The sequence below is a fragment of the Bacteroides clarus YIT 12056 genome, from assembly GCF_900129655.1.
Classification (GTDB): Bacteria; Bacteroidota; Bacteroidia; order Bacteroidales; family Bacteroidaceae; genus Bacteroides; species Bacteroides clarus.
The window spans coordinates 185,672-209,818 of record NZ_FQWK01000002.1 but is presented as its reverse complement, the minus strand read 5'-3'; the positions used below and the strand labels follow the sequence as shown (position 1 = coordinate 209,818).

The 24,147-nt window shown below is 47.4% G+C and carries 19 protein-coding genes; 15 read left to right on the top strand and 4 right to left on the bottom strand.

Translation table 11 applies throughout. The annotated features are described in order from the left end of the window. Positions 1 to 140: 140 nt before the first annotated feature. The 3 genes from secA to lnb form a co-directional block, all read right to left on the bottom strand. Positions 141 to 3,437: a preprotein translocase subunit SecA gene (secA, locus tag BUB52_RS02940; RefSeq protein WP_009122489.1), complete on the bottom strand. Its 3,297-nt coding sequence runs from the start codon at positions 3,435 to 3,437 to the stop codon at positions 141 to 143. 165 nt (positions 3,438 to 3,602) lie between these two features. Further along, positions 3,603 to 5,171 carry an alkaline phosphatase family protein gene (locus BUB52_RS02935; RefSeq protein ID WP_009122488.1) on the bottom strand — a complete coding sequence of 523 codons (1,569 nt, stop codon included), beginning with the start codon at positions 5,169 to 5,171 and terminating at the stop codon, positions 3,603 to 3,605. Then, entirely contained in the window at positions 5,171 to 6,388 is a 1,218-nt protein-coding gene (gene lnb / locus BUB52_RS02930) for a lipoprotein N-acyltransferase Lnb (protein WP_009122487.1), read from the bottom strand. Before lnb ends, BUB52_RS02935 begins: the two co-directional genes overlap by 1 nt. A 436-nt stretch (positions 6,389 to 6,824) precedes the next feature. Between lnb and BUB52_RS02925 the strand changes: the two genes are divergently transcribed. From BUB52_RS02925 to BUB52_RS02855, 15 genes are all read left to right on the top strand, one after another. Further along, positions 6,825 to 7,556 carry a type III pantothenate kinase gene (locus tag BUB52_RS02925; protein WP_009122485.1) on the top strand — a complete coding sequence of 244 codons (732 nt, stop codon included), beginning with the start codon at positions 6,825 to 6,827 and terminating at the stop codon, positions 7,554 to 7,556. Next, the gene (locus BUB52_RS02920) at positions 7,543 to 8,805 is read left to right on the top strand and encodes a BamG family beta-barrel-assembly machinery protein (RefSeq protein ID WP_009122484.1); all 1,263 of its coding nucleotides are present in this window, start codon (positions 7,543 to 7,545) and stop codon (positions 8,803 to 8,805) included. The genes BUB52_RS02925 and BUB52_RS02920 overlap by 14 nt, the downstream gene beginning before the upstream one ends. Before the next feature lie 47 nt (positions 8,806 to 8,852). Next, complete coding sequence (locus tag BUB52_RS02915) at positions 8,853 to 10,172, top strand: tetratricopeptide repeat protein (RefSeq protein WP_009122483.1); 1,320 nt, start codon at positions 8,853 to 8,855, stop codon at positions 10,170 to 10,172. A gap of 4 nt (positions 10,173 to 10,176) precedes the next feature. Further along, positions 10,177 to 10,803 carry an LPS export ABC transporter periplasmic protein LptC gene (lptC, locus tag BUB52_RS02910; RefSeq protein WP_009122482.1) on the top strand — a complete coding sequence of 209 codons (627 nt, stop codon included), beginning with the start codon at positions 10,177 to 10,179 and terminating at the stop codon, positions 10,801 to 10,803. Between the two features lie 4 nt (positions 10,804 to 10,807). After that, entirely contained in the window at positions 10,808 to 12,064 is a 1,257-nt protein-coding gene (locus tag BUB52_RS02905) for a hemolysin family protein (RefSeq protein WP_039951002.1), read from the top strand. 123 nt (positions 12,065 to 12,187) lie between these two features. Continuing rightward, a complete protein-coding gene (locus BUB52_RS02900) occupies positions 12,188 to 14,326 on the top strand; it encodes a SurA N-terminal domain-containing protein (protein ID WP_009122479.1) in 2,139 nt (712 codons plus the stop codon). Between the two features lie 146 nt (positions 14,327 to 14,472). After that, positions 14,473 to 15,510 (top strand): dual-specificity RNA methyltransferase RlmN, encoded by a 1,038-nt coding sequence (gene rlmN, locus BUB52_RS02895; RefSeq protein ID WP_009122478.1) that lies wholly within the window; start codon positions 14,473 to 14,475, stop codon positions 15,508 to 15,510. A 69-nt stretch (positions 15,511 to 15,579) separates the two neighbouring features. Beyond that, complete coding sequence (locus BUB52_RS02890; RefSeq protein WP_009122477.1) at positions 15,580 to 16,638, top strand: DUF4837 family protein; 1,059 nt, start codon at positions 15,580 to 15,582, stop codon at positions 16,636 to 16,638. Positions 16,639 to 16,640: 2 nt separating this feature from the next. Then, positions 16,641 to 17,738, top strand: a complete 1,098-nt coding sequence (pdxA, locus tag BUB52_RS02885; RefSeq protein ID WP_009122476.1) for a 4-hydroxythreonine-4-phosphate dehydrogenase PdxA — start codon at positions 16,641 to 16,643, stop codon at positions 17,736 to 17,738. A 1-nt stretch (position 17,739) separates the two neighbouring features. Further along, positions 17,740 to 18,990: a sigma-54 interaction domain-containing protein gene (locus tag BUB52_RS02880; RefSeq protein ID WP_009122475.1), complete on the top strand. Its 1,251-nt coding sequence runs from the start codon at positions 17,740 to 17,742 to the stop codon at positions 18,988 to 18,990. Continuing rightward, the gene (locus tag BUB52_RS02875; protein ID WP_009122474.1) at positions 18,977 to 19,501 is read left to right on the top strand and encodes an LptE family protein; all 525 of its coding nucleotides are present in this window, start codon (positions 18,977 to 18,979) and stop codon (positions 19,499 to 19,501) included. The genes BUB52_RS02880 and BUB52_RS02875 overlap by 14 nt, the downstream gene beginning before the upstream one ends. 7 nt (positions 19,502 to 19,508) lie before the next feature. Beyond that, a complete protein-coding gene (locus BUB52_RS02870; protein ID WP_009122473.1) occupies positions 19,509 to 20,387 on the top strand; it encodes a hypothetical protein in 879 nt (292 codons plus the stop codon). Between the two features lie 4 nt (positions 20,388 to 20,391). Next, positions 20,392 to 20,787: a preprotein translocase subunit SecG gene (gene secG, locus BUB52_RS02865; protein WP_009122472.1), complete on the top strand. Its 396-nt coding sequence runs from the start codon at positions 20,392 to 20,394 to the stop codon at positions 20,785 to 20,787. A 196-nt stretch (positions 20,788 to 20,983) separates the two neighbouring features. Then, complete coding sequence (locus tag BUB52_RS02860; RefSeq protein ID WP_009122471.1) at positions 20,984 to 22,648, top strand: MFS transporter; 1,665 nt, start codon at positions 20,984 to 20,986, stop codon at positions 22,646 to 22,648. A 10-nt stretch (positions 22,649 to 22,658) separates the two neighbouring features. Beyond that, positions 22,659 to 23,009: a PqqD family protein gene (locus BUB52_RS02855; protein ID WP_009122470.1), complete on the top strand. Its 351-nt coding sequence runs from the start codon at positions 22,659 to 22,661 to the stop codon at positions 23,007 to 23,009. A 61-nt stretch (positions 23,010 to 23,070) separates the two neighbouring features. Here the strand turns inward: BUB52_RS02855 and BUB52_RS02850 are convergent, their stop codons facing one another. Beyond that, a complete protein-coding gene (locus BUB52_RS02850; RefSeq protein WP_009122469.1) occupies positions 23,071 to 24,123 on the bottom strand; it encodes a DUF4831 family protein in 1,053 nt (350 codons plus the stop codon). Positions 24,124 to 24,147: the final 24 nt, after the last annotated feature.

Sequence of the window (24,147 nt, the reverse complement as noted above, 5' to 3'; positions counted from 1 at the left end):
CGAACAGTTTTTAACCGTTCGAGGCCTTTATTATACCGGTTGGTGATTGACGGTCAGTGATTGACGATTAGTGATTATCAGTCAGTACCCGCACTAAAGCGCTCCCCTAATCACTAATCCCTAACCCCTAATCGCTTTTTTTACGCATTCTTTCCGTGACAATTCTTGTACTTCTTGCCGCTTCCGCAAGGACAAGGATCGTTACGTCCTACCGTCTTCTCTGCGCGGATAGGCTCGCGCTTCTGCTGTTCGCGCGTATCCTGTTGGGCGGCGGCTTGCTGGTTCGGATCGTTCAAGTCCTGCTTTTGTTCGCGGTACTTGCTTAAATCCTGACGTTGCTCGGGAGCGGCCTGACGCACTTCCTGCGGTTCCTGTACCGGAATTTGTCCGCGCATCAGGATAGAAACAGTCTGGTTGTTTATTTTGTCTACCATGGTGTCGAACAGGTTTACGGACTCCAGCTTGTAAATCAACAACGGGTCTTTCTGTTCGTAGCTGGCATTCTGTACGGAGTGTTTCAATTCGTCCAGTTCGCGCAGGTTCTCTTTCCATGCCTCGTCGATAACGTGCAGCAGGATGGACTTCTCGAATGATTTCACTACTTCCTTGCATTCGCTGTCGTAGGCGGCTTTCAGGTTGCAGGAGATGTTATACATACGCTTGCCGTCCGTAATGGGAATCAGGATGTTTTCGTACATGTGTCCCTGGTTTTCGTACACCTGCTTGATAACCGGATAAGCGATTTGCGCCATACGTTCGGTTTTGCGTTTGAAGAGTTCCATAGCGGCGTCGAATGTCTTGTCGGCCAGTTTCTCTTTCTTCTCGTTACGGAATGCTTCTTCCGTGAAAGGAGTTTCCATGGCAAGCGTCTGGAGCAAGTCCATTTTGCAGTCCTCATAAGTAGGAGCTTCGATGGCGTTGACGCAACGGTCCCAAATCATGTTCACAATATCCATACCGATGCGCTCACCCATCAAAGCGTGGCGGCGTTTGGTGTAGACCACAGTACGTTGTTTGTTCATGACATCATCGTACTCCAGCAAACGCTTACGGATACCGAAGTTGTTTTCTTCCACCTTCTTCTGCGCACGTTCGATAGACTTGGAAATCATGCTGTGCTCAATCATTTCGCCTTCTTTGAAACCGAGTTTGTCCATTACGCCGGCAATACGGTCGGAAGAGAACAGACGCATCAGGTCGTCTTCCAAAGACACGAAGAATACGGATGAACCAGGGTCGCCCTGACGTCCGGCACGACCACGCAGCTGGCGGTCTACACGACGTGACTCGTGACGCTCCGTACCGATAATGGCAAGACCGCCCGCGGCTTTTACTTCCGGGCTCAGCTTGATGTCCGTACCACGACCCGCCATGTTGGTGGCGATGGTTACGGCGCAGCTTAAACCGGCTTTGGCCACGATGTCGGCTTCTTTCTGATGCAGTTTCGCATTCAATACGTTGTGCTCGATTTTGCGCATGGTCAACATCTTGCTTAGCATTTCGGAGATTTCAACGGAAGTGGTACCTACCAGGACAGGACGTCCGGCTTCTACCATCTTCTCGATTTCTTCGATAACGGCTTTATATTTTTCGCGTTTGGTTTTGTAAACGCGGTCATTCATATCGTTACGGGCAATGGGGCGGTTGGTCGGGATAACGACTACATCCAGTTTGTAGATGTCCCAAAGCTCGCCTGCTTCCGTTTCGGCAGTACCGGTCATACCGGACAGCTTGTGATACATACGGAAGTAGTTCTGCAAGGTAATCGTCGCGAAAGTCTGTGTGGCGGCTTCCACCTTCACGCCTTCTTTGGCTTCGATGGCCTGGTGCAAACCGTCGGAGTAACGGCGGCCTTCCATGATACGTCCGGTCTGCTCGTCCACAATCTTCACCTGACCGTCGATTACCACATACTCGTCGTCTTTCTCGAACATGGTGTAAGCCTTCAGCAACTGGTTGATGGTATGTACACGCTCGCTCTTGATGGCGAAGTTAGTCATAAGGGCGTCTTTCTTGGCAAGGCGTTCCTCGTCCGTCAGGCTCTTTTCATTTTCCAGCTCGGAGAGTTGGGCGGTGATGTCGGGAAGCACGAAGAACGTGGGGTCTTCGGAGTTGCCGCTAATCAAGTCTACACCCTTGTCGGTCAGGTCTACACTGTTCAGCTTTTCATCGATTACGAAATACAGCGGGTCGGTAACCTCGTGCATACGCTTGTTGTTCTGCTCCATGTAGATTTCCTCGGTCTTGAGCATACCGGCTTTGATACCCTGCTCGCTGAGGAACTTAATCAACGCCTTGTTCTTCGGCAAACATTTATGGCTGCGGTATAATGCAAGGAAACCCTCTTCCTGTTCTTTCTTGTCGTTTGAAGCTATCAGGCGTTTGGCATCGGCAAGGTATTGCGTGGCCAGTTTCTTCTGTGCTTCCACCAGACGTTCCACTTGCGGACGGAGTTGCTCGAAAAGCTGGTCGTCGCCTTTGGGAACCGGGCCTGAGATAATCAGCGGAGTACGGGCGTCGTCAATCAATACCGAGTCGACCTCATCCACGATGGCGTAATTGTGCTGACGCTGTACGAGGTCTTTCGGGCTGATAGCCATATTGTCGCGCAGGTAGTCGAAACCGAATTCGTTGTTCGTACCGAAAGTAATGTCGGCAAGATAAGCCTGACGGCGTGCGTCGGAGTTGGGCTGGTGTCTGTCGATACAATCCACGCTCAAACCGTGGAACATATAAAGCGGGCCCATCCATTCGGAGTCACGTTTTGCCAGATAGTCGTTTACGGTTACCACATGCACGCCGTTTCCGGTCAGTGCGTTGAGGAATACGGGTAGGGTAGCCACCAGAGTCTTACCTTCACCGGTTGCCATTTCCGCAATCTTGCCTTTGTGCAGTACCACGCCGCCAAACAACTGTACATCGTAGTGCACCATGTTCCATAACGTGTCGTTACCGCCGGCTACCCAGTGGTTCTGATAAACGGCCTTATCGCCTTCGATGCGTACAAAATCTTTGGTAGCGGCCAGATGGCGGTCGAATTCCGTAGCGGTTACTACGATTTCTTCGTTTTCGGAGAAGCGCTTGGCTGTTTCCTTTACGATGGAGAAAGCGACGGGCAATACCTCGTCCAATGCTTTTTCGTAGATATCCAGTATTTCTTTTTCTATCTTGTCTATTTGAGCGAAGACTTCTTCGCGTTCTTCCAGTTCGATGCTCTCAACGCTTGCTTTCAGTTCTTCCACTTTGGCGCGTTGTTCTGTTGCCGAGTTGCGGATGTATGCCTTCAATTCTTCGGTTTTGGCGCGCAGGGCATCGTTGTCCAATGCGGCTACTTCCGGATATGCGGCTTTTACCTTGTCTACCCACGGCTTTATCTCTTTCATGTCGCGGGTGGCTTTGTTGCCGAAAATCGAGCTTAAAAATTCATTAAATCCCATTATGTATTTGTTTTTATTATTATTTACTAAGTTTATATGGCGTGCAAAGTTACTGATTTTGCAACAGATAACGTAAAGTTACACTGATTATTTTAAGGGGTTGCCGCGGAGGATACGGAGTTTTACGGGAATATAAAACTCTGCAGCTCTCTGTACCGGCCTTTATCAATAATTGAGCAGTGTGGCTGTGCACGCATTGGGAGCGCGAATGCGCATCGCGCTCGACAGGGTGGGAGCAACGCGGTCTACGGCGACCGGCATGCGGATTATTTCCGGCTTTATTCCTTTACCGAGAAGTATGAGGGGGGCGGGTATGGCGGCGGCACGCACCACGCGGTTGTCATTGCTGTTTTCCTGCATGACAGTCCAGCCCGGCAGAACTTCGATAATCAAATCGCCGGAGCGGTGGCGGTGAAAGCCGTTGCGTATGCGCTCTATCTGCGGCGACCAGGAGCCCAACAGCAAGTGGTAGGCGGAATATACCTTGTTTACTCCGCTGAACTGTACCAGAAATTCTGCCGACTTTTGCTGCATGTCGGCAAGGTTCAACAGCTTCTCTTCTATTAATTTATGATTGAGATATATCTGTTGATTATAATAGCCTTCTACGTATTGTCCTTCACCGTAAGTCGCCATCAGGTACATGTTCAGCAAAGTGGCGCAACGGTTCAGATAGAATTCTCCGCCGGGAATACGGTAGATGCCTATGTCTGCTCCGTCCGGGTCGGTATATCCCGTAGAGGCGATGCACAACAGCACGTTTTGCAGACCCACCTTGCGTTCCAGCATATCCAGCAGATGAGCGATGCTTTGGTCTAAGCGGGCGTAGGTGTCTTGCATTTCCATGGCGCACTCTTGCGTGCTGCGGTGATTGTAGTTGCCTGCATAATAGGTGATTGCAAGCAAATCCGTTATTTCGTCCTTGCCGATATTACTTTTATCCAGTAAATCTTCCGCCACACGGTTCACTTCATCGTTGATGAGCGGGCTGGTTATCAACCGGCGGTATTTATTGTCCTTTTCTGTTTCGAACTTGTATTTGAAAGGGATGGTACGCCATTCGGGCAGGAATGTATAGCTTGTGACGGGGTGGAGAGGGTTCCACTCCATTTCCTTGATGCGGAAGTCGGGTGATTGTCCGTCATTGTATTGGCTCAGCCACCAGGGATATTCGCCGTAATAGGTTGTACCGCACCATTTGCCGGTTTTATGGTTCAGCCAGAACGCGCCGTTGCCGCTATGTCCTGCCGAAAGGACGGCGGCATCACGGAAGGGGGCGATGGAATATACCAATGCGGCGTTTTTGGTGGCTATTTTAAGTTCGTCGGCAAAAGTGGAAGTCAGCAGTTGTGTAGGGGCGGTGTTCTGGTCGGTATAGTTACCCATGAAGGCTGAATCGTCTACGCAATTCCTGGGACGCAAGGTTTTCGGGTCGAACCAACGTTCGGCTATGATGCCGTTCATAGACGGTGTGGTACCCGTATAAAAAGCGGCGATGGCCGAGGCGCGGTCGGTGACGTTGAAAGAATATTCCGCCTGGCGGAACACTTTCCCTTCCCTTAACAGCCGTTTAAAGCCCCTTTCTCCATACAATGACGAGAATGCTTCCATGTAGTCCGTGCGCAGTTGGTCTATTGTCAGCGTCACCACGAGCTTCGGAGATGGTGGCAACGGCTGGGCTTGCAGGCTGCCGAATGTCAGCGCGAGTATGGAAGTTATCAGTCCTTTCTTCATTATTTCTTATCGTATGTGAGAATTAGGTTGCTTGCAGAACGTATCAGCAAACAAAGTGCCAAAGGTAACACTGCTAACGGAAATCTTTGCGGTATTACGAGCCAAAGCAATATAAAAAGTGTTAAAACTATAAAGTTTGCCAGCATATAGCGGCTTCTTTTCCTTTTTCGCACTCTGTTCAGCATGCATGGCAGGCAGAAAAGATGTAGCGGGTGGAATACAAACAACAGATAATTGGGGCTGACGGCAGGGTGTTGGGAGAACAGGGCGAGGAACGCCAATATACATCCCGCCGTTCCGGCGGCAAAAAACAGTGCCAAATCAATTCCCCAAAGCGTTTTCTTCCGGCGTATTCCGTAGATGGTGGCGGCCGCGGTCAGTATAAACAGGAGTAAAGCGGCCTGCATCGGGGTGAAGCCGTCGGAAGGCTGTTCCGCTTCTTCGCTTCCGGTCATTATTATTTTCTCTTCATTCAGTACCAAAGGACGTGCTTGTCCGTCTTTGTTTACAATACGGGCTTGATTGAAGTAGTCTTGTACATAGAAAGGGACAAACATCATCAGTCGGCGGTTGATGATTTTGTCAGCCCGGCTGCCCATGCATAGGTCCATGCCGAAACGCGACCAGGGATGTCCCTCGCTGTATTTGTGCAACAAGTCGCGAAAGGATGTACCGGTGTTCGTATCGGTCATATTGTCAGCATATTGCAGGCTCCCGTCAATGGATTTTTCTATTAAGTCGCGTGGGCGGGTGGCACAGTTGTCATAAAAGAAATTGTAACGGTATACCCGGTTTTCGGGGCGATAGTTTTCTTCGAGCAAGGCTATCAGCCTCTCTTTTTCCTGCGGGGTGAGGTTCAGCTCTTGTTGCCAGACATCGCGTTCCAGATAGTGATATTCGGCGGCAAAACGTTCGTAACTGTTGACACCCAACTGATAATCCGTTTCACCCAAAGCGAAACGGAGAATGAAGTTCGGCGCGTTGAAGTTGAAGATGCCGTAATTGAATACGGCGTCAATGCCACGCGTATGGTTTTCGTATCGTATGGCGGTATGTCCGAAAAGGGAGTATATTTCTTCGCCCGAGGCGCATGTCAGCAGGCTGATGCGTATGGAATCCGGAGTGTCTCTTTTGTGTTCTTGCGCTTGCACGGCGATGAAAGGCAGGCAGAGGAAAAGAAAAATAAGTATGCGGAAAGCCGGTAAGGAGAATTTCATTTGTCTTTTTTTTATTATCACTGATTTGAATCGGGGTCATATCTTGTAATTCGTTACAAAGATACGCTTTAAATCTTAAAACGGCAATTATTGCGGACACTCCTTTCGTCTTTTTTACATCTGCATCCCGTTTCTTTTCGCACTATACCCAAACCGTTTTTTGATGTACGTCATAACGGATTTCCACTGTGGTGAAAAACTTTTTTCAAGTACTATAAAAATCGCCGTATATGCGGAGGGGGGTATACCCTCCTCTGTCAATCGTGATAACATCGGCGATTTTTCGGAAATAAAAAGAAAAGATAATGCGCGCATACGGGCGAGCCTAAGATTTATGCGTGGTTATATATAAGGGAAAACCTGTAAACTTAGTGTAACGCGCATGTAAAACAATCGAAAAAAGTGCTATCTTTGCCCCGCTTTAAATATATGCAGAATGAATCTTATAATCGATATAGGCAATACCGTTGCAAAGATAGCGGTGTTTAAAGACAAGGACATCGTCGAGGTGTTCTACGATTCCAATCAAACGCTTGAAAATCTGCCGGATATCTGCGCGAAATATGCCGTTGAGAAAGCCATTGCGGCTACCGTTATCGATCTGAATGAGCAAGTATCGGCGCAATTGGCGTGTTTGCCCGTTCCGCTGTTGTGGCTGAATGAAACAACATCGCTTCCGGTAGAGAACCTGTATGAAACTCCCGAGACATTGGGGTACGACCGTATGGCGGCTGTGGTGGGCGCCTGTGAACAATTTCCCGGAAAGGATATTCTGGTGATAGATGCCGGAACTTGCATCACTTATGAGTTTGTAGATGCCGCCGGCCGCTATCATGGCGGGAATATCTCGCCGGGTGTGCAAATGCGCTTTAAAGCACTTCACGAGCTGACAGGGCGGCTTCCGCTGGTGTCACGCGAAGGGAGGCGGCTGCCGCTGGGTAAGGATACCGATACGGCAATGCGCGAAGGAGTGCTGAAAGGCATGGAATATGAAATTTCGGGCTACATAATGGCCATGAAGCATAAATATCCTGAACTTTTGGTTTTTTTAACGGGCGGCGATGATTTTTCTTTTGATACAAACTTAAAAAGTATCATCTTTGCAGACAGATTTTTAGTGTTGAAAGGATTAAATAGAATTTTAAACTATAATAATGATAGGATATAGACAAACACTCTTGGTGTTCTTGCTCATGATGTTGTCCGGAGCGGCAATCGCTCAAAATAATACGAATTCTCCCTATACACGATACGGATACGGACAATTGGCAGACCAAGGTTCAGGTAATAGCAAAGCCATGGGTGGTATTGCATACGGATTACGGGATAAATACCAGGTGAATTTCGCTAATCCGGCATCCTATACGGCGATAGATTCGCTTACTTTTATTTTTGACGGCGGTATCTCTTTGCAGAACACGAACTTCAGTAACGGTACGGTGAAGCAAAATGCCAAAAACTCCAGTTTCGACTATATTACAATGCAATTTCGCCTGGGTAAATGGGCGGCCATGAGTTTGGGACTGCTGCCTTATTCCAATGTGGGATATAGCATGGGAGAATATCGGGAAGACGCGAATTATCCTTCACAGTCCAGCGCGTTGCAATATTACGGAGACGGCGGACTGCACCAGTTATATTTGGGGGCCGGATTTAAAATATTTAAAAATCTTTCCGTTGGCGCGAACATTTCGTATCTTTGGGGGGATATAACGCATACGAGAGCCATGACATTCCCGAACAACTCGTCTACCTTGCCGCTGACTACGGTGACGGGTACGTCCATACAAAGCTATAAGCTGGACTTCGGCGCGCAGTACACGCAGGCGTTCGGCAAAAAACATGAAGCTACTTTAGGAGTGGTATTCTCGCCGGGACATGATTTGGGTAACGATTCGTACGTGCAAGACCAGCTGGGCGACAGCAATACGGGCGCTACGATAAATACCCGGGACACGGTCGCTACGTTCGGCAGCCCGATGAGTTTCGGTATAGGTCTCAGCTATGTATATGACAAACGTTTGACGGTAGGCGCCGATTTTACTTTCCAGAAGTGGAGTTCGGTTACTTACATGAATGCGAAGAACGCTTTCTGCAATCGTACGAAGATAGCTTTAGGCGCCGAATTTCTGCCGAATCCTTTGGGAAGAAGTTATTTGGCGCATGTGAAATACCGTTTGGGAGCTTATTATTCCCAGCCGTATTACAAAATCAATGGCATGCGTGCCGCCAATGAATATGGAGTGACTGCCGGTTTCGGACTTCCTATTCCGCGTACGCGTTCCGTATTGAGCCTCTCGGCGCAGTATGTAAGAACCGAAGGCAAGACAGCGGCGTTTCTCAATGAAAACACATTGCGCGTCTGCATCGGGGTGACTTTTAACGAACGCTGGTTCTTCAAACGGAAAGTCGATTAATGTTGAATGGTGAAAATAGACAATATAACAACTAAAATTTAAATACAATGAAAATTAAAACGCTTGTCGCTGTTTTGCTCCTTTCGGGTGGAGTAACCAGCACTTTCGCACAAAGTGATTGTAATGCCAATAGTAGTATCTCGCATGAGGCGGTAAGAGCGAAAAATTTCAAGGACGCTTACGCCCCTTGTATGGAAGTTCTGAAAGACTGTCCGACACTGAGATATTACACTTATACCGATGCGCAAAAGATTCTCGTCGGCTTGATGAGCCAGATTAAGGATCGTAATTCTGCAGAGTATAAGAAGCTGTTTGACGAACTGATGGCTGTACATGACCAGAAAATGAAGTATATTCCTGAATTTGCTACGAAGATGAAGGGTGTACCGAGTGTTGCGTCTGCGTTAGGTACAAAAGCCGTGGATTATCTGCAATATTCACCGGCTCCGGATTTGAACCAGGCTTATGCATGGTTGAAGGAATCCGCTGAAACCGCTAAGGGTGAATCTGACGGTGCCGTATTGCACTATTTTGTAGATGTGTCCATGCAGAAAGTAAAAGCCGACACTAATCACACAGACCAATTCTTCCAGGATTATATCAACGCTTCACAGTACGCCGACGATGCTATTGCGGCAGAGGATAACGCTAAGAAAAAAGCCGTGTTGCAGACAATCAAGGACAATTTGGTAGCTATGTTCGTGAACAGCGGTGTAGCCGATTGTGAGTCCTTGCAGAATATCTACGGTCCTAAAGTTGAGGAAAACAAGTCCGACTCCGCTTTCCTGAAGAAGACCATCACCATCCTGAAGATGATGAAGTGTAATGAGAGCGAGGCGTATTTCAAGGCTTCCGACTATCTGTATCGTGTTAACCCGAGTGCGGATGCTGCCGTAGGCGTAGCATATATGTACTACAAGAAAGGTGACTACGACACTGCTGTGAAGTACTTCGACGAGGCGCTGGGTATGGAAACCGATAACGCGAAGAAAGCCGAAATGGCCTATGCTACCGCTGCCGCTTTGTGGCAGGCCAAGAAGCTGTCTCAGGCAAGAAGCTATGCTCAGAAAGCCATCAGCTTCAATGAAAGCTACGGCGAGCCTTACATCCTGCTGGCTCAAATGTACGGTTCAAATCCTAACTGGAGCGATGAACCCGCTTTGAACAGATGTACTTATTTTGTTGTTATCGATAAGCTGCAACGCGCTAAAGCTGTAGACCCGAGCGTTACAGACAAAGTTAATGAACTGATTTCAACGTATGCGCGTCATACTCCGCAGGCTAAAGACCTCTTTATGTTGGGTTACAAAGCCGGTGACCGTATCACGATCGGCGGTTGGATCGGTGAGTCTACAACCATCAGATAAGCATATGTCGCTACAACCCCACGTGGTCGGACATAAGAATATGAGCATAACCATTGCCCTCGGGGTAATGGTTATGTTTCTTTTATTTTCTTCCTGTTCCGGACGTAAAAAAGAAATGGGAGCCGCCATTACCGAACGCGATTCATTGCCGGTTATGGATACTAAAGGTGTTACAACGCTGATTTCCGATTCGGGCATTACCCGCTATCGTGTCAATACGGCGGAGTGGCTGATTTACGACCGTAAGAACCCGCCTTATTGGGCGTTCGAAAAAGGCATTTACCTGGAAAAGTTCGATTCGGTGTTTCATACCGAGGCCAGTATCAAGGCCGATACGGCTTATTATTATAATAAGAAAGAGTTGTGGAAGCTGATGGGGAATGTGCATATACAGAACCTGAAAGGAGAGAAATTCGATACGGAGTTGCTGTATTGGGATCAGAACAAAAAGCGTGTGTATTCCGACCGGCGGGTACGTATAGAACAACCCGACCAGATAATCTATGCCATCGGCTTTGAGTCGAATGAGCAATTAACAAAATATCGTTTCTTCAAGACGGAAGGTATCTTCTATGTGGACGAGGAGAGTACCACGCCTTCCGATACGTTGAGGACGGACAGCATCAAATGATATGATGGATACTATTATTTACTTGTTGATAACCATGGCTTTCTCCGCTTTCTTTTCGGGTATGGAGATTGCTTTTGTTTCTGTAGACAAGCTTCGTTTTGAGATGGAACGGAAACCGGGTGTTACGTCAAGCATCCTTTCCTGTTTCTTCCGTAACCCGAATAATTTTATTTCTACCATGCTGGTGGGAAATAACATTGCGCTGATTATCTACGGTATCCTTATGGCACAGATTATCGAGGTGAATCTGCTGGCGGGCATGATTGATAATCATTTTGTAATGGTGCTGGTGCAGACCATCATATCCACGCTCATTATCCTTGTAACGGGAGAGTTCCTTCCAAAGACGCTGTTCAAGATTAATCCGAACCTGATGCTGAGGGTGTTTGCTACTCCTTTGTTTGTCTGCTACGTTATTCTGTTTCCCATATCGAAACTAGCTTCCGGACTGTCTTATCTCTTTCTGCGCCTGTTCGGCATGAAGATAAACAAGGAAGCGTCCGACAAGGCGTTCGGTAAGGTCGATTTGGACTATTTCGTGCAGTCGGGCATAGAGAATGCCGCTAATGAGGAAGAGCTGGATGCGGAAGTGAAAATCTTTCAGAATGCGCTTGATTTCTCCAATATCAAGATACGCGATTGCATCGTGCCCCGTACGGAAGTGGTGGCGGTGGATGTGACGGCCTCGCTCGAGGATTTGAAGAGTATGTTTGTGGAGTCGGGCATTTCCAAAATTATTGTGTACGACGGGAATATAGATAATGTAATCGGCTATATCCACTCGTCCGAGATGTTCAGAAACCCGGCGGATTGGAGAAATAATGTCAAGGAAGTGCCCATTGTGCCCGAAACGATGGCGGCGCATAAACTGATGAAACTTTTTATGCAGCAGAAAAAGACGATTGCCGTTGTAGTGGATGAGTTTGGCGGTACATCCGGTATCGTTTCACTGGAAGATCTGGTAGAAGAAATATTCGGAGATATTGAGGACGAGCATGATAATACTTCCTACATCTGTAAACAGATCGGCGAGCGTGAATATGTGCTGTCAGCTCGTCTTGAGATAGAGAAAGTAAACGAAACGTTCAATCTTGAGCTTCCGGAGTCGGATGAATATCTTACGATAGGCGGATTGATTCTGAGCCGTTATCAAAGCTTCCCGAAGCTGCATGAGGTGATAACCGTCGACGAATATCAGTTCAAGATAATTAAGGTGACAGCCACTAAAATAGAGTTGGTACGGTTGAAAGTCACGGAATAATTCCGTTTCAGCGTAAATTTTTAAAGAATAAATAGATGCGTATTAGCATTTTTTGTATCTTCGTGCGCTAAAATGAACATTGAAAAGAAAATAATAATAAACAAATAATTCATATTAACTAAAATGGCAACATTACAAAACATTCGGTCTAAAGGGCCCTTATTGGTGATTGTTATTGGTTTGGCGCTGTTTGCCTTCATCGCGGGAGACGCGTGGAAAGTACTTCAGCCGCACCAGTCACAAGATGTAGGTGAAGTGAACGGGGAAACAATTTCCGCTCAGGATTTTCAGGCATTGGTAGAGGAATATACGGAAGTAGTGAAATTCTCCAGCGGCTTGAACGCGTTGAGCGATGAACAAACCAACCAGATTAAGGACGAAGTATGGAGAGCATACGTAAACAATAAATTGATTGAGAACGAAGCTGAAAAGTTGGGTTTGACCGTTTCAAAAGCGGAACTTCAGGCTATCATCGACGCCGGTGTACATCCGATGTTGCAGCAGACACCGTTCCGCAATCCGCAGACCGGAGCTTTTGACAAAGATATGTTGAAGAAGTTCCTGGTGGACTATTCTAAGATGAACAAGGCTCAGATGCCGGCTCAATACGCAGAGTACTACAATTCCATGTACAATTTCTGGGCTTTTGTAGAGAAATCACTCGTACAGGCGCGTCTGCAGGAGAAATACCAGGCTCTGATTACGAAGTCTTTGTTCTCTAACCCTGTTGAAGCGGAAGATGCTTTCAATGCGCGCGTAGACCAGTCTGACCTGTTGCTGGCCGCCGTTCCTTATTCCTCTATCGTAGACTCTACAATCGTTATTAAGGAATCCGACCTGAAAGATGCTTATGACAAGAAGAAAGAGCAATTCAGACAATATGTGGAAACCCGCAACATCAAGTATATCGATGTACAGGTTACCGCAAGCCCGGAAGACAAAGCCGATATTCAGAAAGAGGTGGAAGAATATACTGCACAGTTGGCCGAAAATCCTTCCGATTATGCAAACTTCGTCCGTTCAACCGGTTCTACCCAGCAGTATGTTGACTTGTTCTACACAGACAAGGCGTTGCCTGCCGACGTTGTTGCCCGTTTGGATTCTGTAAAGGTAGGCGGTGTATACGGTCCTTACTACAATGCGTCGGATAATACAATCAACTCTTTCAAGAAATTGGCTACTGCCGCTATGGCCGACTCTATCCAATACCGCCAGATTCAGGTTGTTGCGGAAGACGCTGCCAAGACCAAAACTTTGGCTGACAGTATCTATACTGCCATCAAGGGTGGCGCGGACTTTGCCGAAATCGCTAAAAAGTACGGCCAGACCGGCGAAGCGACATGGATTTCTTCTGCCAACTACGAAGGCGCTCAAGTGGATGGTGACAATTTGAAGTATATCGCGGCTATCACTACTTTAGGTCAGAACGAGTTGACTAACCTCGCTTTGGGGCAGGCGAACGTTATCCTGCAAGTGATGAACAAGAAAGCTGTGAAAGATAAATATAAAGTAGCCGTTATCAAGCGTCCGGTTGAATTCAGCAAGGAAACTTATAGCAAGGCATACAATGACTTCAGCCAATTTATCGCTACCAACAATACGCTGGATAAGCTGACCGCTAATGCGGAAGATGCCGGTTACAGACTGTTGGATAGAGCCGACTTGTATAGCTCTGAGCACAATATCGGTGGTGTGAAAGGAACAAAAGAAGCTCTGAAATGGGCGTTTGCCGCAAAAGCAGGTGAAGTTTCAGGTCTGTACGAATGTGGCGAAAGCGATCACATGATGGTAGTAGCCGTTACACGCATCGTTCCGGAAGGCTATCGTCCGTTATCTATGGTACAGGATCAGTTGAGAAGCGAAATCCTCCGTGACAAGAAAGCCGAGAAAATTATGGCTGATATGAAGGCTGCCGGCGCAACTTCTTTCGACCAGTATAAGAACATGGCAAATGCAGTTAGCGACTCTGTTAAGCACGTGACTTTCGCGGCTCCGGCTTATGTTCCGGCATTGCGTAGCAGCGAACCGCTGGTAGGTGCTTATGCTTCTATCGCTGAGCTGAACAAGTTGAGCACTCCTATCAAAGGCAATGGCGGCGTATTCGTTCTTCAGCCTTATGCCAAGGACAAACTGAACGAAACTTATAATCAGGAAACGGAAGAAGCTACATTGGAGAATATGCACGCACGTATGGCAAGCCAGTTCATCAATGACCTGTATCTGAATGCGGATGTAAAGGATAACCGCTATCTGTACTTCTAAGAAAGTAGAATAAACTTTAGAATACTTGGAGAAGCCGTTCGATAAATGTCGAACGGCTTTTTCATTTGTGCAACTTTATTCATACCTTTGCAAAAGATAATTTATCGGTGAATAAACTATCTTGTTATCGTAAATATGCAATTAGAATGAAACAACCTCTTTTAGGTCTTACCTTAACCGAACTTCAGGCGGTCGTAAAGAATCTGGGGATGCCCGGATTTGCAGCCAAACAGATCGCTTCGTGGCTATATGACAAAAAAGCAGCTTCCATAGATGAAATGACAAACCTGTCGTTGAAGCACCGGGAGCTGTTGAAAGAGATATATGAAGTAGGGGGTGAGGCGCCGGTGGATGCCATGCGCTCGGCAGACGGTACGGTGAAGTATCTTTATCGTGCCGGAGAGGGGCATTATGTGGAAGCTGTTTACATTCCGGATGAGGACAGGGCTACGCTGTGCGTATCTTCCCAAGTAGGGTGTAAGATGAACTGCAAGTTTTGCATGACCGGCAAGCAGGGGTTCACCGCCAATCTGACCGCCAACCAGATTATCAACCAGATTAATTCTCTGCCCGAACGGGACAAGTTGACCAATGTGGTGATGATGGGTATGGGAGAACCATTGGATAATCTCGATGAGGTGTTGAAGGCGTTGGAAGTGATGACATCGTCCTATGGCTACGGTTGGAGCCCGAAGCGGATTACGCTCTCTTCCGTCGGGCTTCGTAAGGGTTTGCAACGCTTCATTGAAGAGTCGGACTGTCATTTGGCAATCAGCCTGCACTCGCCCGTACCTTTGCAGCGACGCGAACTGATGCCTGCCGAAAAGGCTTTCTCCATTGCCGAGATTGTAGAACTGTTAAGAAACTATGATTTTAGTAAACAGCGCAGACTATCTTTCGAGTATATTGTTTTTAAGGGAGTGAACGATTCGCTGTTGTATGCCAAGGAGTTGCTGAAGCTGTTGCGAGGTTTGGACTGCCGCGTCAATCTGATTCGTTTTCATGCGATTCCGGGAGTTGACCTGGAAGGCGCCGATATGGAGACGATGACAACGCTTCGCGATTATCTGACGTCGCATGGATTGTTTACTACGATTCGCGCTTCCCGCGGTGAGGATATATTCGCTGCATGCGGTATGCTTTCAACGGCTAAACAGGAAGAGAATAAAGAAGAATTAATATAAATTATTAACTTTGCCGTCAAGCTTATATGGCTTTTTCGTAGCTTTGTAAAAACTAAAACATATAGATATATGAAGAAACACCTGTTTTATTTGAGTATGTCCCTGATACTCGCACTGTTTTCAGCGTGCGGTAATGGCAAGAAGGGTGTGTTTACTCCGACGTCAAGCGGTCGGGCGTATGAAATTTTGGTAGTGGTTGACCAGGGACTGTGGGAACGTCCTGCAGGTCGCGCCCTCTATAACGTGCTTGATTCCGATGTGCCGGGGTTGCCCCAGTCGGAACGTTCATTCCGTATTATGTATACTTCTCCTGCAAACTATGACGCTACATTGAAGTTGATCCGCAATATTATTATTGTCGAGATAAACAAAGACCAGTATACACAGCCCAAGTTTAAGTACGCGAAGGACGTTTATGCCGCTCCGCAATCCATTCTGACTATTCAGGCGCCGGACGAAGCCTCTTTCGAGAAGTTTGTCGAAGAAAACAGACAGGTTATCATCGATTTCTTTACTCGTGCCGAAATGAACCGTCAGATTTCAGTGCTGGAAACCAAGCACAATGATTATGTTTCGACGAAAGTAAAGAGTATGTTCGATTGTGACGTATGGGTTCCCGGTGAACTGACTGCAACCAAACAGGGGGAAAACTTCTTCTGGGCAGGTACGAATGCGGCGACGGGCGATCAGAATTTCGTTATCTACTCTTATCCTTATACGGACAAGGATACATTTACGAAAGAGTACTTTGTGCATAAGCGCGACTCTGTGATGAAAGTCAATATTCCCGGTGCGAGCGAAGGCATGTACATGGAAACCGATTCGTTGATGACAGATGTGCGTCCTATCAATGTACAGGGCGAATATGCTTTGGAAGCCCGCGGCTTGTGGCGTGTGAAGGGCGACTTTATGGGCGGTCCGTACGTGTCTCATGTTCGTTTGGACAAGGCTAACCGGCGTATTATCGTATCCGAGATATTTGTATACTCACCCGATAAGATGAAACGCAATCTGGTGCGTCAGATGGAAGCGTCACTGTATACGCTTAGATTGCCGGGAAGCAAACAGGAAGGAAACGAAATGCCTTTGGCGGTAACAAAAGAAAATTCCACTAAAATAGAAAAATAAGAATGGAAGATAACAAAATAAGAGTCGGCATAACTCAGGGAGATATAAACGGAGTGGGATATGAGGTGATTTTAAAAACTTTCTCAGATCCTACGATGCTGGAGCTGTGTACTCCGATTATTTACGGTTCGCCCAAAGTGGCTGCCTATCATCGCAAATCGTTGGATTTGCCGACCAATTTCAGTATTGTAAACTCGGCATCCGAAGCTGCGCCCGACCGTTTGAGTGTGGTGAACTGTACGGACGATGAAGTAAAGGTCGAATTCTCCAAGCCTGATTCAGAGGCGGGTAAAGCCGCTCTCGGCGCTTTGGAAAAAGCGATTGAGGAGTATAAGGCAGGGCTGATTGACGTCATTGTCACGGCTCCTATCAACAAGCATACCATCCAGTCGGAAGAGTTCTCTTTCCCCGGGCATACGGAGTATATCGAGGAGAAGTTGGGCGACGGCAGAAAGGCTTTGATGATTCTGATGAAGGATGACTTCCGGGTGGCATTGGTGACAGGACATATCCCCGTAAGAGAGATCGCATCGACCATTACTAAAGAATTGATACAAGAGAAACTGGTAATCTTCAACCGTTCTCTGAAGCAGGACTTCGGCATCGGAGCGCCGCGTATTGCCGTACTTTCTCTGAATCCGCATGCAGGCGATGAGGGGCTGCTGGGTACGGAAGAGCAGGAAATCATCAGTCCTGCCATACAGGAACTGGCGGACAAAGGCATGTTGTGCTACGGACCTTATCCGGCTGACGGCTTTATGGGTTCCGGTAACTTTACCCATTTTGACGGCGTACTGGCAATGTACCACGACCAGGGACTGGCTCCGTTCAAGGCATTGGCCATGGACGAGGGCGTGAACTATACCGCGGGACTTCCGGTAGTGCGTACTTCACCGGCGCATGGCACAGCCTACGACATTGCGGGAAAAGGGCTCGCTTCCGAAGATTCTTTCCGTCAGGCTGTCTATGTGGCAATCGACGTGTTCCGTAACCGTATGCGTGAGAAAGAAGCGCACGCCAATCCTTTGCGGAAACAATATTACGAAAGACGTGACGACAGTGACAAACTGAAACTCGATAGTGTAGAAGAAGATTTGTAGTATGACGAAAGCGGAAATACAACAAGTAAAATTACGTTTTGGCATCATCGGCAATAACGAGGCACTGATGCGTGCCATCGATATTGCCATTCAGGTGGCTCCTACCGATTTGTCGGTGCTGATTACCGGAGAGAGTGGTGTAGGTAAGGAAAGCTTCCCGCAGATAATCCACCAGTACAGCCGGAGAAAGCACGGGCAATACATTGCCGTAAACTGTGGCGCCATTCCCGAAGGGACGATAGATTCGGAGCTTTTCGGTCATGAGAAAGGCGCCTTTACAGGCGCTATCGGCGAACGGAAAGGGTACTTCGGTGAGGCGGACGGTGGAACGATTTTCCTTGATGAAGTAGGTGAACTTCCCATGCCTACGCAAGCCCGTTTGCTTCGTGTGCTCGAGACGGGCGAGTTTATCAAGGTAGGTTCGTCTAAGGTGGAAAAGACGAATGTACGTATCGTAGCCGCCACCAATGTGAATCTTACGCAGGCGATTGCCGACGGGCGCTTCCGCGAAGACTTGTATTACCGTCTTAACACGGTGCCTATTCAGGTTCCGGCTTTGCGCGAACGCGGAGAGGATGTGGTGCTGTTGTTCCGCAAGTTCGCATCGGACTTTGCCGAGAAGTACCGTATGCCTGCGATTCAGCTGACCGAGGACGCCAAGCAATTGCTGCTGGCATATTCATGGCCCGGTAACGTACGCCAGCTGAAGAATATAACGGAACAGATTTCCATCATCGAAACCAATCGCGAAATCAACGCTTCTATTTTGAAGAACTATCTGCCCGAACAGAACAATGCGCAGCGTCTGCCCGCCCTGTTTGGCGTGAAGAATGAGAGCAAGAGCTTTGAGAGCGAGCGCGAGATACTGTATCAGGTGCTTTTCGACATGCGTCAGGATGTGACCGAACTGAAGAAACTGGTACACGAGATTATGACCGAACGGGCTGCTGTGGGAAGTCCGGCCGTAACGCCTGCCGCTTACTATACGCCTGCTCCTGCGGTAGTGGCTTCTGTGCCCGCTGCTGTGCCTACCATAATACATCCTTCCGTAAAACCGGCTCCCGCTATGGATGATGATATCCAAGATACGGAAGAATACGTTGAAGAATCTCTTTCGCTGGATGAAGTGGAGAAGGAGATGATACGCAAAGCTCTCGAAAGGCATCACGGAAAACGCAAAAGTGCGGCCAAGGATTTGAATATATCGGAGCGCACGCTATACAGAAAGATAAAAGAATATGGATTGGATTAAGAAAATAGCGCTGGTATCGGCGTTAGCGGGTGTGGTGTGCGTGGTAGCTTCCTGCCGCATCTCTATGGGACTTGCCCCGATAAGCTCTATCGATTACAGCAAAGTAAAGACTATTACGATTGCCGAATTTCCCAATCGTGCCGAATACGTGTACGCTCCCATGACTACGGAGTTCAACCAGAAACTCAAGGACATGTTTATCCAGCAGACACGTCTGCAACTGGTGAATGCCAACGGCGATTTGGAAATAGACGGTGAGATAACCGGCTATAACCAGTACAACGAGGCTGTGGCTGCGGACGGTTTTTCTTCTAAAGTGAAGCTGACCATGACCGTTAACGTACGTTATGTAAACAACACCAACCATGAGGAAGACTTTGAGCAACAGTTCTCCGCCTTCCAGACTTATGATTCGTCCTTGTTGCTGACTGATGTGCAGGACGACCTGATAAGTAAAATGATAAAGGATATCACAGAACAAATATTTAACTCAACCGTAGCTAACTGGTAACCGAGGAATGACTTCTGCCTATTTGCAACAATGGATACAGCATCCTGAAATGTTGGATAGGGACACTTTGTACGAGCTTCGTACATTGGTGGCCCGTTATCCCTATTTCCAGTCGCTCCGGCTGTTATACCTCAAGAATCTTTATTTGCTGCATGACATCACATTCGGTGCGGAACTGCGTAAGGCTGTACTGTATGTGGCGGACAGACGCGTATTGTTCTATCTGATAGAGGGCGACCGTTACACCCTGAAATCCCGGAAATCTCCTTTGCTGTCTTCCAAAGTTCTGGAAGAAGAACCCAGCGTAGACCGTACGCTTTCTTTGATAGACGCTTTCCTTGCAACTGTTCCTGAAGAACATTCGCAAGCTACCGAGCTGGATTATGCAATGGATTACACTACGTATCTGTTGCAGGATGACGGTTCGACGGATTCCGGACCAGCCGACGGAAAGGAAGTTCCCAAGCTGCGCGGGCACGAACTGATAGACGGATTTATCCGCAAGAGCGAGTCTACGGAACTGTCCGTATCCGCAAGACCGGTATATCTTGAGGAAGTCCCGGTATCCCCGGAAGAAAAAGAAATATCCTCCGGAGAAGAGGAAATATCTTCCGGGAAAACCGAAAGCGCCCCGGCCGCCTTCTCAGAGAACGGTCAGTCGCTTTCCGAAGAAGACGGAGCTAACGGTGAACAGCCCCCGCAGGACAGCCTGGACGATAGCTGTTTTACGGAAACTCTGGCCAAAATCTATATTAAACAGCGCAGATATGATAAAGCGCTTGAAATTATTAAAAAATTAAGTTTGAATTATCCAAAAAAAAATGCTTACTTTGCAGACCAAATAAGATTTTTAGAGAAATTGATTATTAACGCTAAATCAAAATAACAAAATGTACTTATTATTAGTTATCTTAATGGTGATTGCATCCGTGCTGATGTGCTTCATTGTGTTGATTCAGAATTCCAAAGGCGGCGGTCTGGCTTCGGGTTTCTCATCATCCAATCAAATCATGGGTGTACGCAAGACTACTGACTTTCTGGAAAAGGCAACATGGAGCCTCGCTGTATTTTTGGTGGTGATGAGTGTTGCTTCGGCTTACGTCATTCCTTCCGTTTCTCACAAGGGCGGTGATGTAATTCTGGAACAGGCGCAACAAGAAGAAAAAACAAACCCGTACAATATGCCCGTAGGTACGGCTGCTCCGCAAGCTGAACAACCGGCCGAGACAGCCCCGGCGGCAACAGCTCCTGCTGCCACGGACGCTGCAGAACCGGCTGCAAACTAATATTCGAGAAATAACCGAATTTCTTGACAGGTGGAATTGTACAATTAATATTGTGCAATTCTGCCTGTTTTTATTTATAGTCTTTTATATTTAGTTACTTTTGCAGCGGGATACTTATTAAAAGCGTATGTTTTATTATACTATCCGTCATGATATATAAACCGAATTTAATTAATCAATTTATTATACTATTGTAATGACAACTACTGACAAAATTCACCAGACGCTCCGCGATTCGGCAGGTATGCGCTGGTTGGTGCTACTGCTTTTGGCGTTCGCCATGTTCTGTTCATATATCTTTATGGACATACTTTCACCTATTAAAGACCTGATGCAGTCCACACGCGGCTGGGATTCGACTGCATTCGGTACGATGCAGGGTTCTGAGACATTCCTTAATGTATTCGTGTTTTTCCTCATCTTCGCGGGCATTATCCTCGATAAAATGGGGGTACGCTTCACAGCAATCCTTTCCGGAGCTGTGATGCTTGTCGGAGCTACCATCAACTGGTATGCGGTGACGGATGCTTTTCAGGGAAGCGGGCTTCAAACTTGGTTTACCGACAATCTGAACTATATTCCCGGTTTCGATGAACTGGGTATCTCTCCGTTTTATAGAGGTATGCCGGCATCGGCTAAGTTTGCGGCAATAGGTTTCATGATTTTCGGTTGCGGTGTCGAGATGGCGGGAATTACGGTATCCCGCGGTATCGTCAAGTGGTTCAAAGGCCGTGAAATGGCGCTTGCCATGGGTTCCGAAATGGCGCTTGCCCGTTTGGGAGTCGCCACTTGCATGATATTCTCTCCGGTATTCGCCAAGTTAGGGGGCGTTATCGATGTTTCCCGTTCGGTGGCATTTGGCGTTGTATTGTTGCTTATTGCGCTTATCATGTTTATTGTTTACTTCTTTATGGATAAGAAACTCGATGCGCAAACGGGTGAGGCTGAGGAGAAAGACGATCCGTTCAAGATTAGCGATCTCGGTACTATTTTGTCAAGCAGCGGATTCTGGTTGGTGGCTCTTCTTTGCGTGCTTTATTATTCTGCCATATTCCCGTTCCAGAAGTATGCCGTAAATATGTTGCAATGTAATTTGGTATTTAAGGAAGTACCTTCCGACTCTTTCTGGGCTACCAATACGGTGACGATTCTTCAGTATTGCATTATGCTTGTCGTTGCAGGCGCTTCTTTTGCAAGTAATTTTATGAAGAAAGCAAGTATGAAGTACGGTCTGCTTACCCTTGCCGGAGTATTGCTGGCTGTTTTCTGCTATATGGGTTATATGCGCCAGAGCGCGGAAACGGTATTTGCCGTATTCCCTTTGCTTGCCGTGGGTATCACTCCGATATTGGGCAACTACGTCGACCATAAGGGCAAGGCGGCCTCGATGTTGATGATCGGTTCAATGCTGCTCGTGCTTTGTCATCTTACCTTTGCGTTTGTACTTCCTGAGTTCAAAGACAATGCGGTAGGCGGTGTTATGATAGCTTACCTTACCATATTGGTGCTTGGCGCAAGTTTCTCATTGGTTCCCGCTTCTTTATGGCCCAGCGTTCCGAAACTGGTTGATGCCAAGATTATAGGTAGCGCTTATGCGCTTATCTTCTGGGTGCAGAATATCGGTCTTTGGCTTTTTCCGCTTCTTATCGGAAAGGTGCTCGATAAAACAAATACGCAACTTGTAGCTGATTTGAAAAACGGTGTGATTACTCCGGAAGAGGCTGCCGTTTCGTATGATTACACCGCACCGCTTGTGATGCTGGCCTGCCTTGGCGTTGCCGCTTTGGTACTGGGATTTATCCTTAAGATTGTCGATAAGAAGAAAGGACTTGGTTTGGAAGAACCTAATATCAAAGCTTGATAAGACGGTAATGTCAGATACAAAAGGAAAAGTAAACCTGTTGGATACTGTCCCCGTTCAGTGCGGACATATTACGACCGGATGGGAAGGGGAGTACGCGGTACTTTCCTTTCCCCGGTTTAAGTATGACTGGATGAGACGTTTCTTGTTGCCGAAAAGTATGTCGGCCGATATCCGTGTGAAGCTGGAAGAACATGGTACTGCCGTATGGAGTTTGATAGACGGAAAACGGACAGTACAAGAGATAATCTCTCTGCTTACCGAACATTTCCAAAATGAAGATGACTATCCTTCCCGTGTCACTGCTTACATTATGCAGTTGCAGAAGGATGGGTTTGTTCAGTTGAGAGTTAAAAGTTGAAAGTTAGCTGCGCTATGATGCCGCATGCTAACTTTCAACTCTTGACTTTCAACTCTCAACTTTAATTGTTTTCTCTGTCTACCTTTATCAGCCCGCCTGTGGCTGTATCGAACAGCACTTTTACAGTGGAGTTTTTATTGAACAATACAGGCGCAAGGTATTCTATGGTACCGAATTGCGTGATAGGCAGTTCGCCGTCGAATAATTTTTTGTTGTTACCTGTTAATGTAATGTGGGCGCGTCCCGGAACGTTGTAGGCCACTCCGTCCACTTTCTTCTTACCGTCGTCTTCGGGAATGGCGGGAGTTTTCAAGTCGGTTATGGAGATATAATACGGTTCGCCTGCCAAATCATCAGAGGCTACTACACCCAGTCGTTTGGAGAAGCGGAAAGCTACTTCATTGTCCATTTCCTTCGGAGTCAGACGGATTGTAAATGTTTGGGGCTCTTCTTTCAGAGTACCGGAGAACATTTCCGTCATGGCGCGTTCTTGCAGGTTCAGGTTGTCAAGCATAATTTTGAGCTGTGCGCCATCCTGCGGCATATTGTCGGCTTCACCGCGAAGAAGGGCGTTTTTACTTTCACGGATGTTGTAGATTTCTTTGGCTACCAACTCCGCCATTTTAGCTCTGGAACTTGCCATGAGTATCTCTTCCGTAAGGAATTTACGCGGGTCTATAATCTCTTGCGCGGTGGCGGTTATTTTGGTTGCCGGTACCGTACGGCCGCTGAGCGGCATGTTGATGGAACGTACGATGCCGTCTTCGGTAAGCTCCATTAGCGGGGCGACGGTTTTGTCTTTCAGCTTGACGAAGTAAACATTATCTTTATCGGGCACTCCGATTACACGGGTCTGCAACTTGTCGATGGTCCAATAGATATCCGGGTCGGCAGATATGTTGTTCATGCGCAGGTAACGGTCTGCATATTTACAGAACTCTCCGGGCATGTACGTATGTTTGGTAGCTTCCACTACAATCTCTATTTCGGTTTTGGGCAGGAGATAAGTTACACCGTAATCCTTACCGCGCATTATGCCGGTGGTGACATCCGTTTGGGCATAGGTACTTGTGGCTATGAAAAGCCCGGCAAGCCATATCATCTTTTTCTTCATACTTCTCTATCGGTTTATAGCTAT

What these genes read in the sequence shown, in the direction of transcription:
- secA (WP_009122489.1), bottom strand. Translation starts at nt 3,437, where the DNA reads ATGGGATTTAATGAATTTTTAAGCTCGATTTTCGGCAACAAAGCCACC.
- BUB52_RS02935 (WP_009122488.1), bottom strand. Translation starts at nt 5,171, where the DNA reads ATGAAGAAAGGACTGATAACTTCCATACTCGCGCTGACATTCGGCAGC.
- lnb (WP_009122487.1), bottom strand. Translation starts at nt 6,388, where the DNA reads ATGAAATTCTCCTTACCGGCTTTCCGCATACTTATTTTTCTTTTCCTC.
- BUB52_RS02925 (WP_009122485.1), top strand. Translation starts at nt 6,825, where the DNA reads ATGAATCTTATAATCGATATAGGCAATACCGTTGCAAAGATAGCGGTG.
- BUB52_RS02920 (WP_009122484.1), top strand. Translation starts at nt 7,543, where the DNA reads ATGATAGGATATAGACAAACACTCTTGGTGTTCTTGCTCATGATGTTG.
- BUB52_RS02915 (WP_009122483.1), top strand. Translation starts at nt 8,853, where the DNA reads ATGAAAATTAAAACGCTTGTCGCTGTTTTGCTCCTTTCGGGTGGAGTA.
- lptC (WP_009122482.1), top strand. Translation starts at nt 10,177, where the DNA reads ATGTCGCTACAACCCCACGTGGTCGGACATAAGAATATGAGCATAACC.
- BUB52_RS02905 (WP_039951002.1), top strand. Translation starts at nt 10,808, where the DNA reads ATGGATACTATTATTTACTTGTTGATAACCATGGCTTTCTCCGCTTTC.
- BUB52_RS02900 (WP_009122479.1), top strand. Translation starts at nt 12,188, where the DNA reads ATGGCAACATTACAAAACATTCGGTCTAAAGGGCCCTTATTGGTGATT.
- rlmN (WP_009122478.1), top strand. Translation starts at nt 14,473, where the DNA reads ATGAAACAACCTCTTTTAGGTCTTACCTTAACCGAACTTCAGGCGGTC.
- BUB52_RS02890 (WP_009122477.1), top strand. Translation starts at nt 15,580, where the DNA reads ATGAAGAAACACCTGTTTTATTTGAGTATGTCCCTGATACTCGCACTG.
- pdxA (WP_009122476.1), top strand. Translation starts at nt 16,641, where the DNA reads ATGGAAGATAACAAAATAAGAGTCGGCATAACTCAGGGAGATATAAAC.
- BUB52_RS02880 (WP_009122475.1), top strand. Translation starts at nt 17,740, where the DNA reads ATGACGAAAGCGGAAATACAACAAGTAAAATTACGTTTTGGCATCATC.
- BUB52_RS02875 (WP_009122474.1), top strand. Translation starts at nt 18,977, where the DNA reads ATGGATTGGATTAAGAAAATAGCGCTGGTATCGGCGTTAGCGGGTGTG.
- BUB52_RS02870 (WP_009122473.1), top strand. Translation starts at nt 19,509, where the DNA reads ATGACTTCTGCCTATTTGCAACAATGGATACAGCATCCTGAAATGTTG.
- secG (WP_009122472.1), top strand. Translation starts at nt 20,392, where the DNA reads ATGTACTTATTATTAGTTATCTTAATGGTGATTGCATCCGTGCTGATG.
- BUB52_RS02860 (WP_009122471.1), top strand. Translation starts at nt 20,984, where the DNA reads ATGACAACTACTGACAAAATTCACCAGACGCTCCGCGATTCGGCAGGT.
- BUB52_RS02855 (WP_009122470.1), top strand. Translation starts at nt 22,659, where the DNA reads ATGTCAGATACAAAAGGAAAAGTAAACCTGTTGGATACTGTCCCCGTT.
- BUB52_RS02850 (WP_009122469.1), bottom strand. Translation starts at nt 24,123, where the DNA reads ATGAAGAAAAAGATGATATGGCTTGCCGGGCTTTTCATAGCCACAAGT.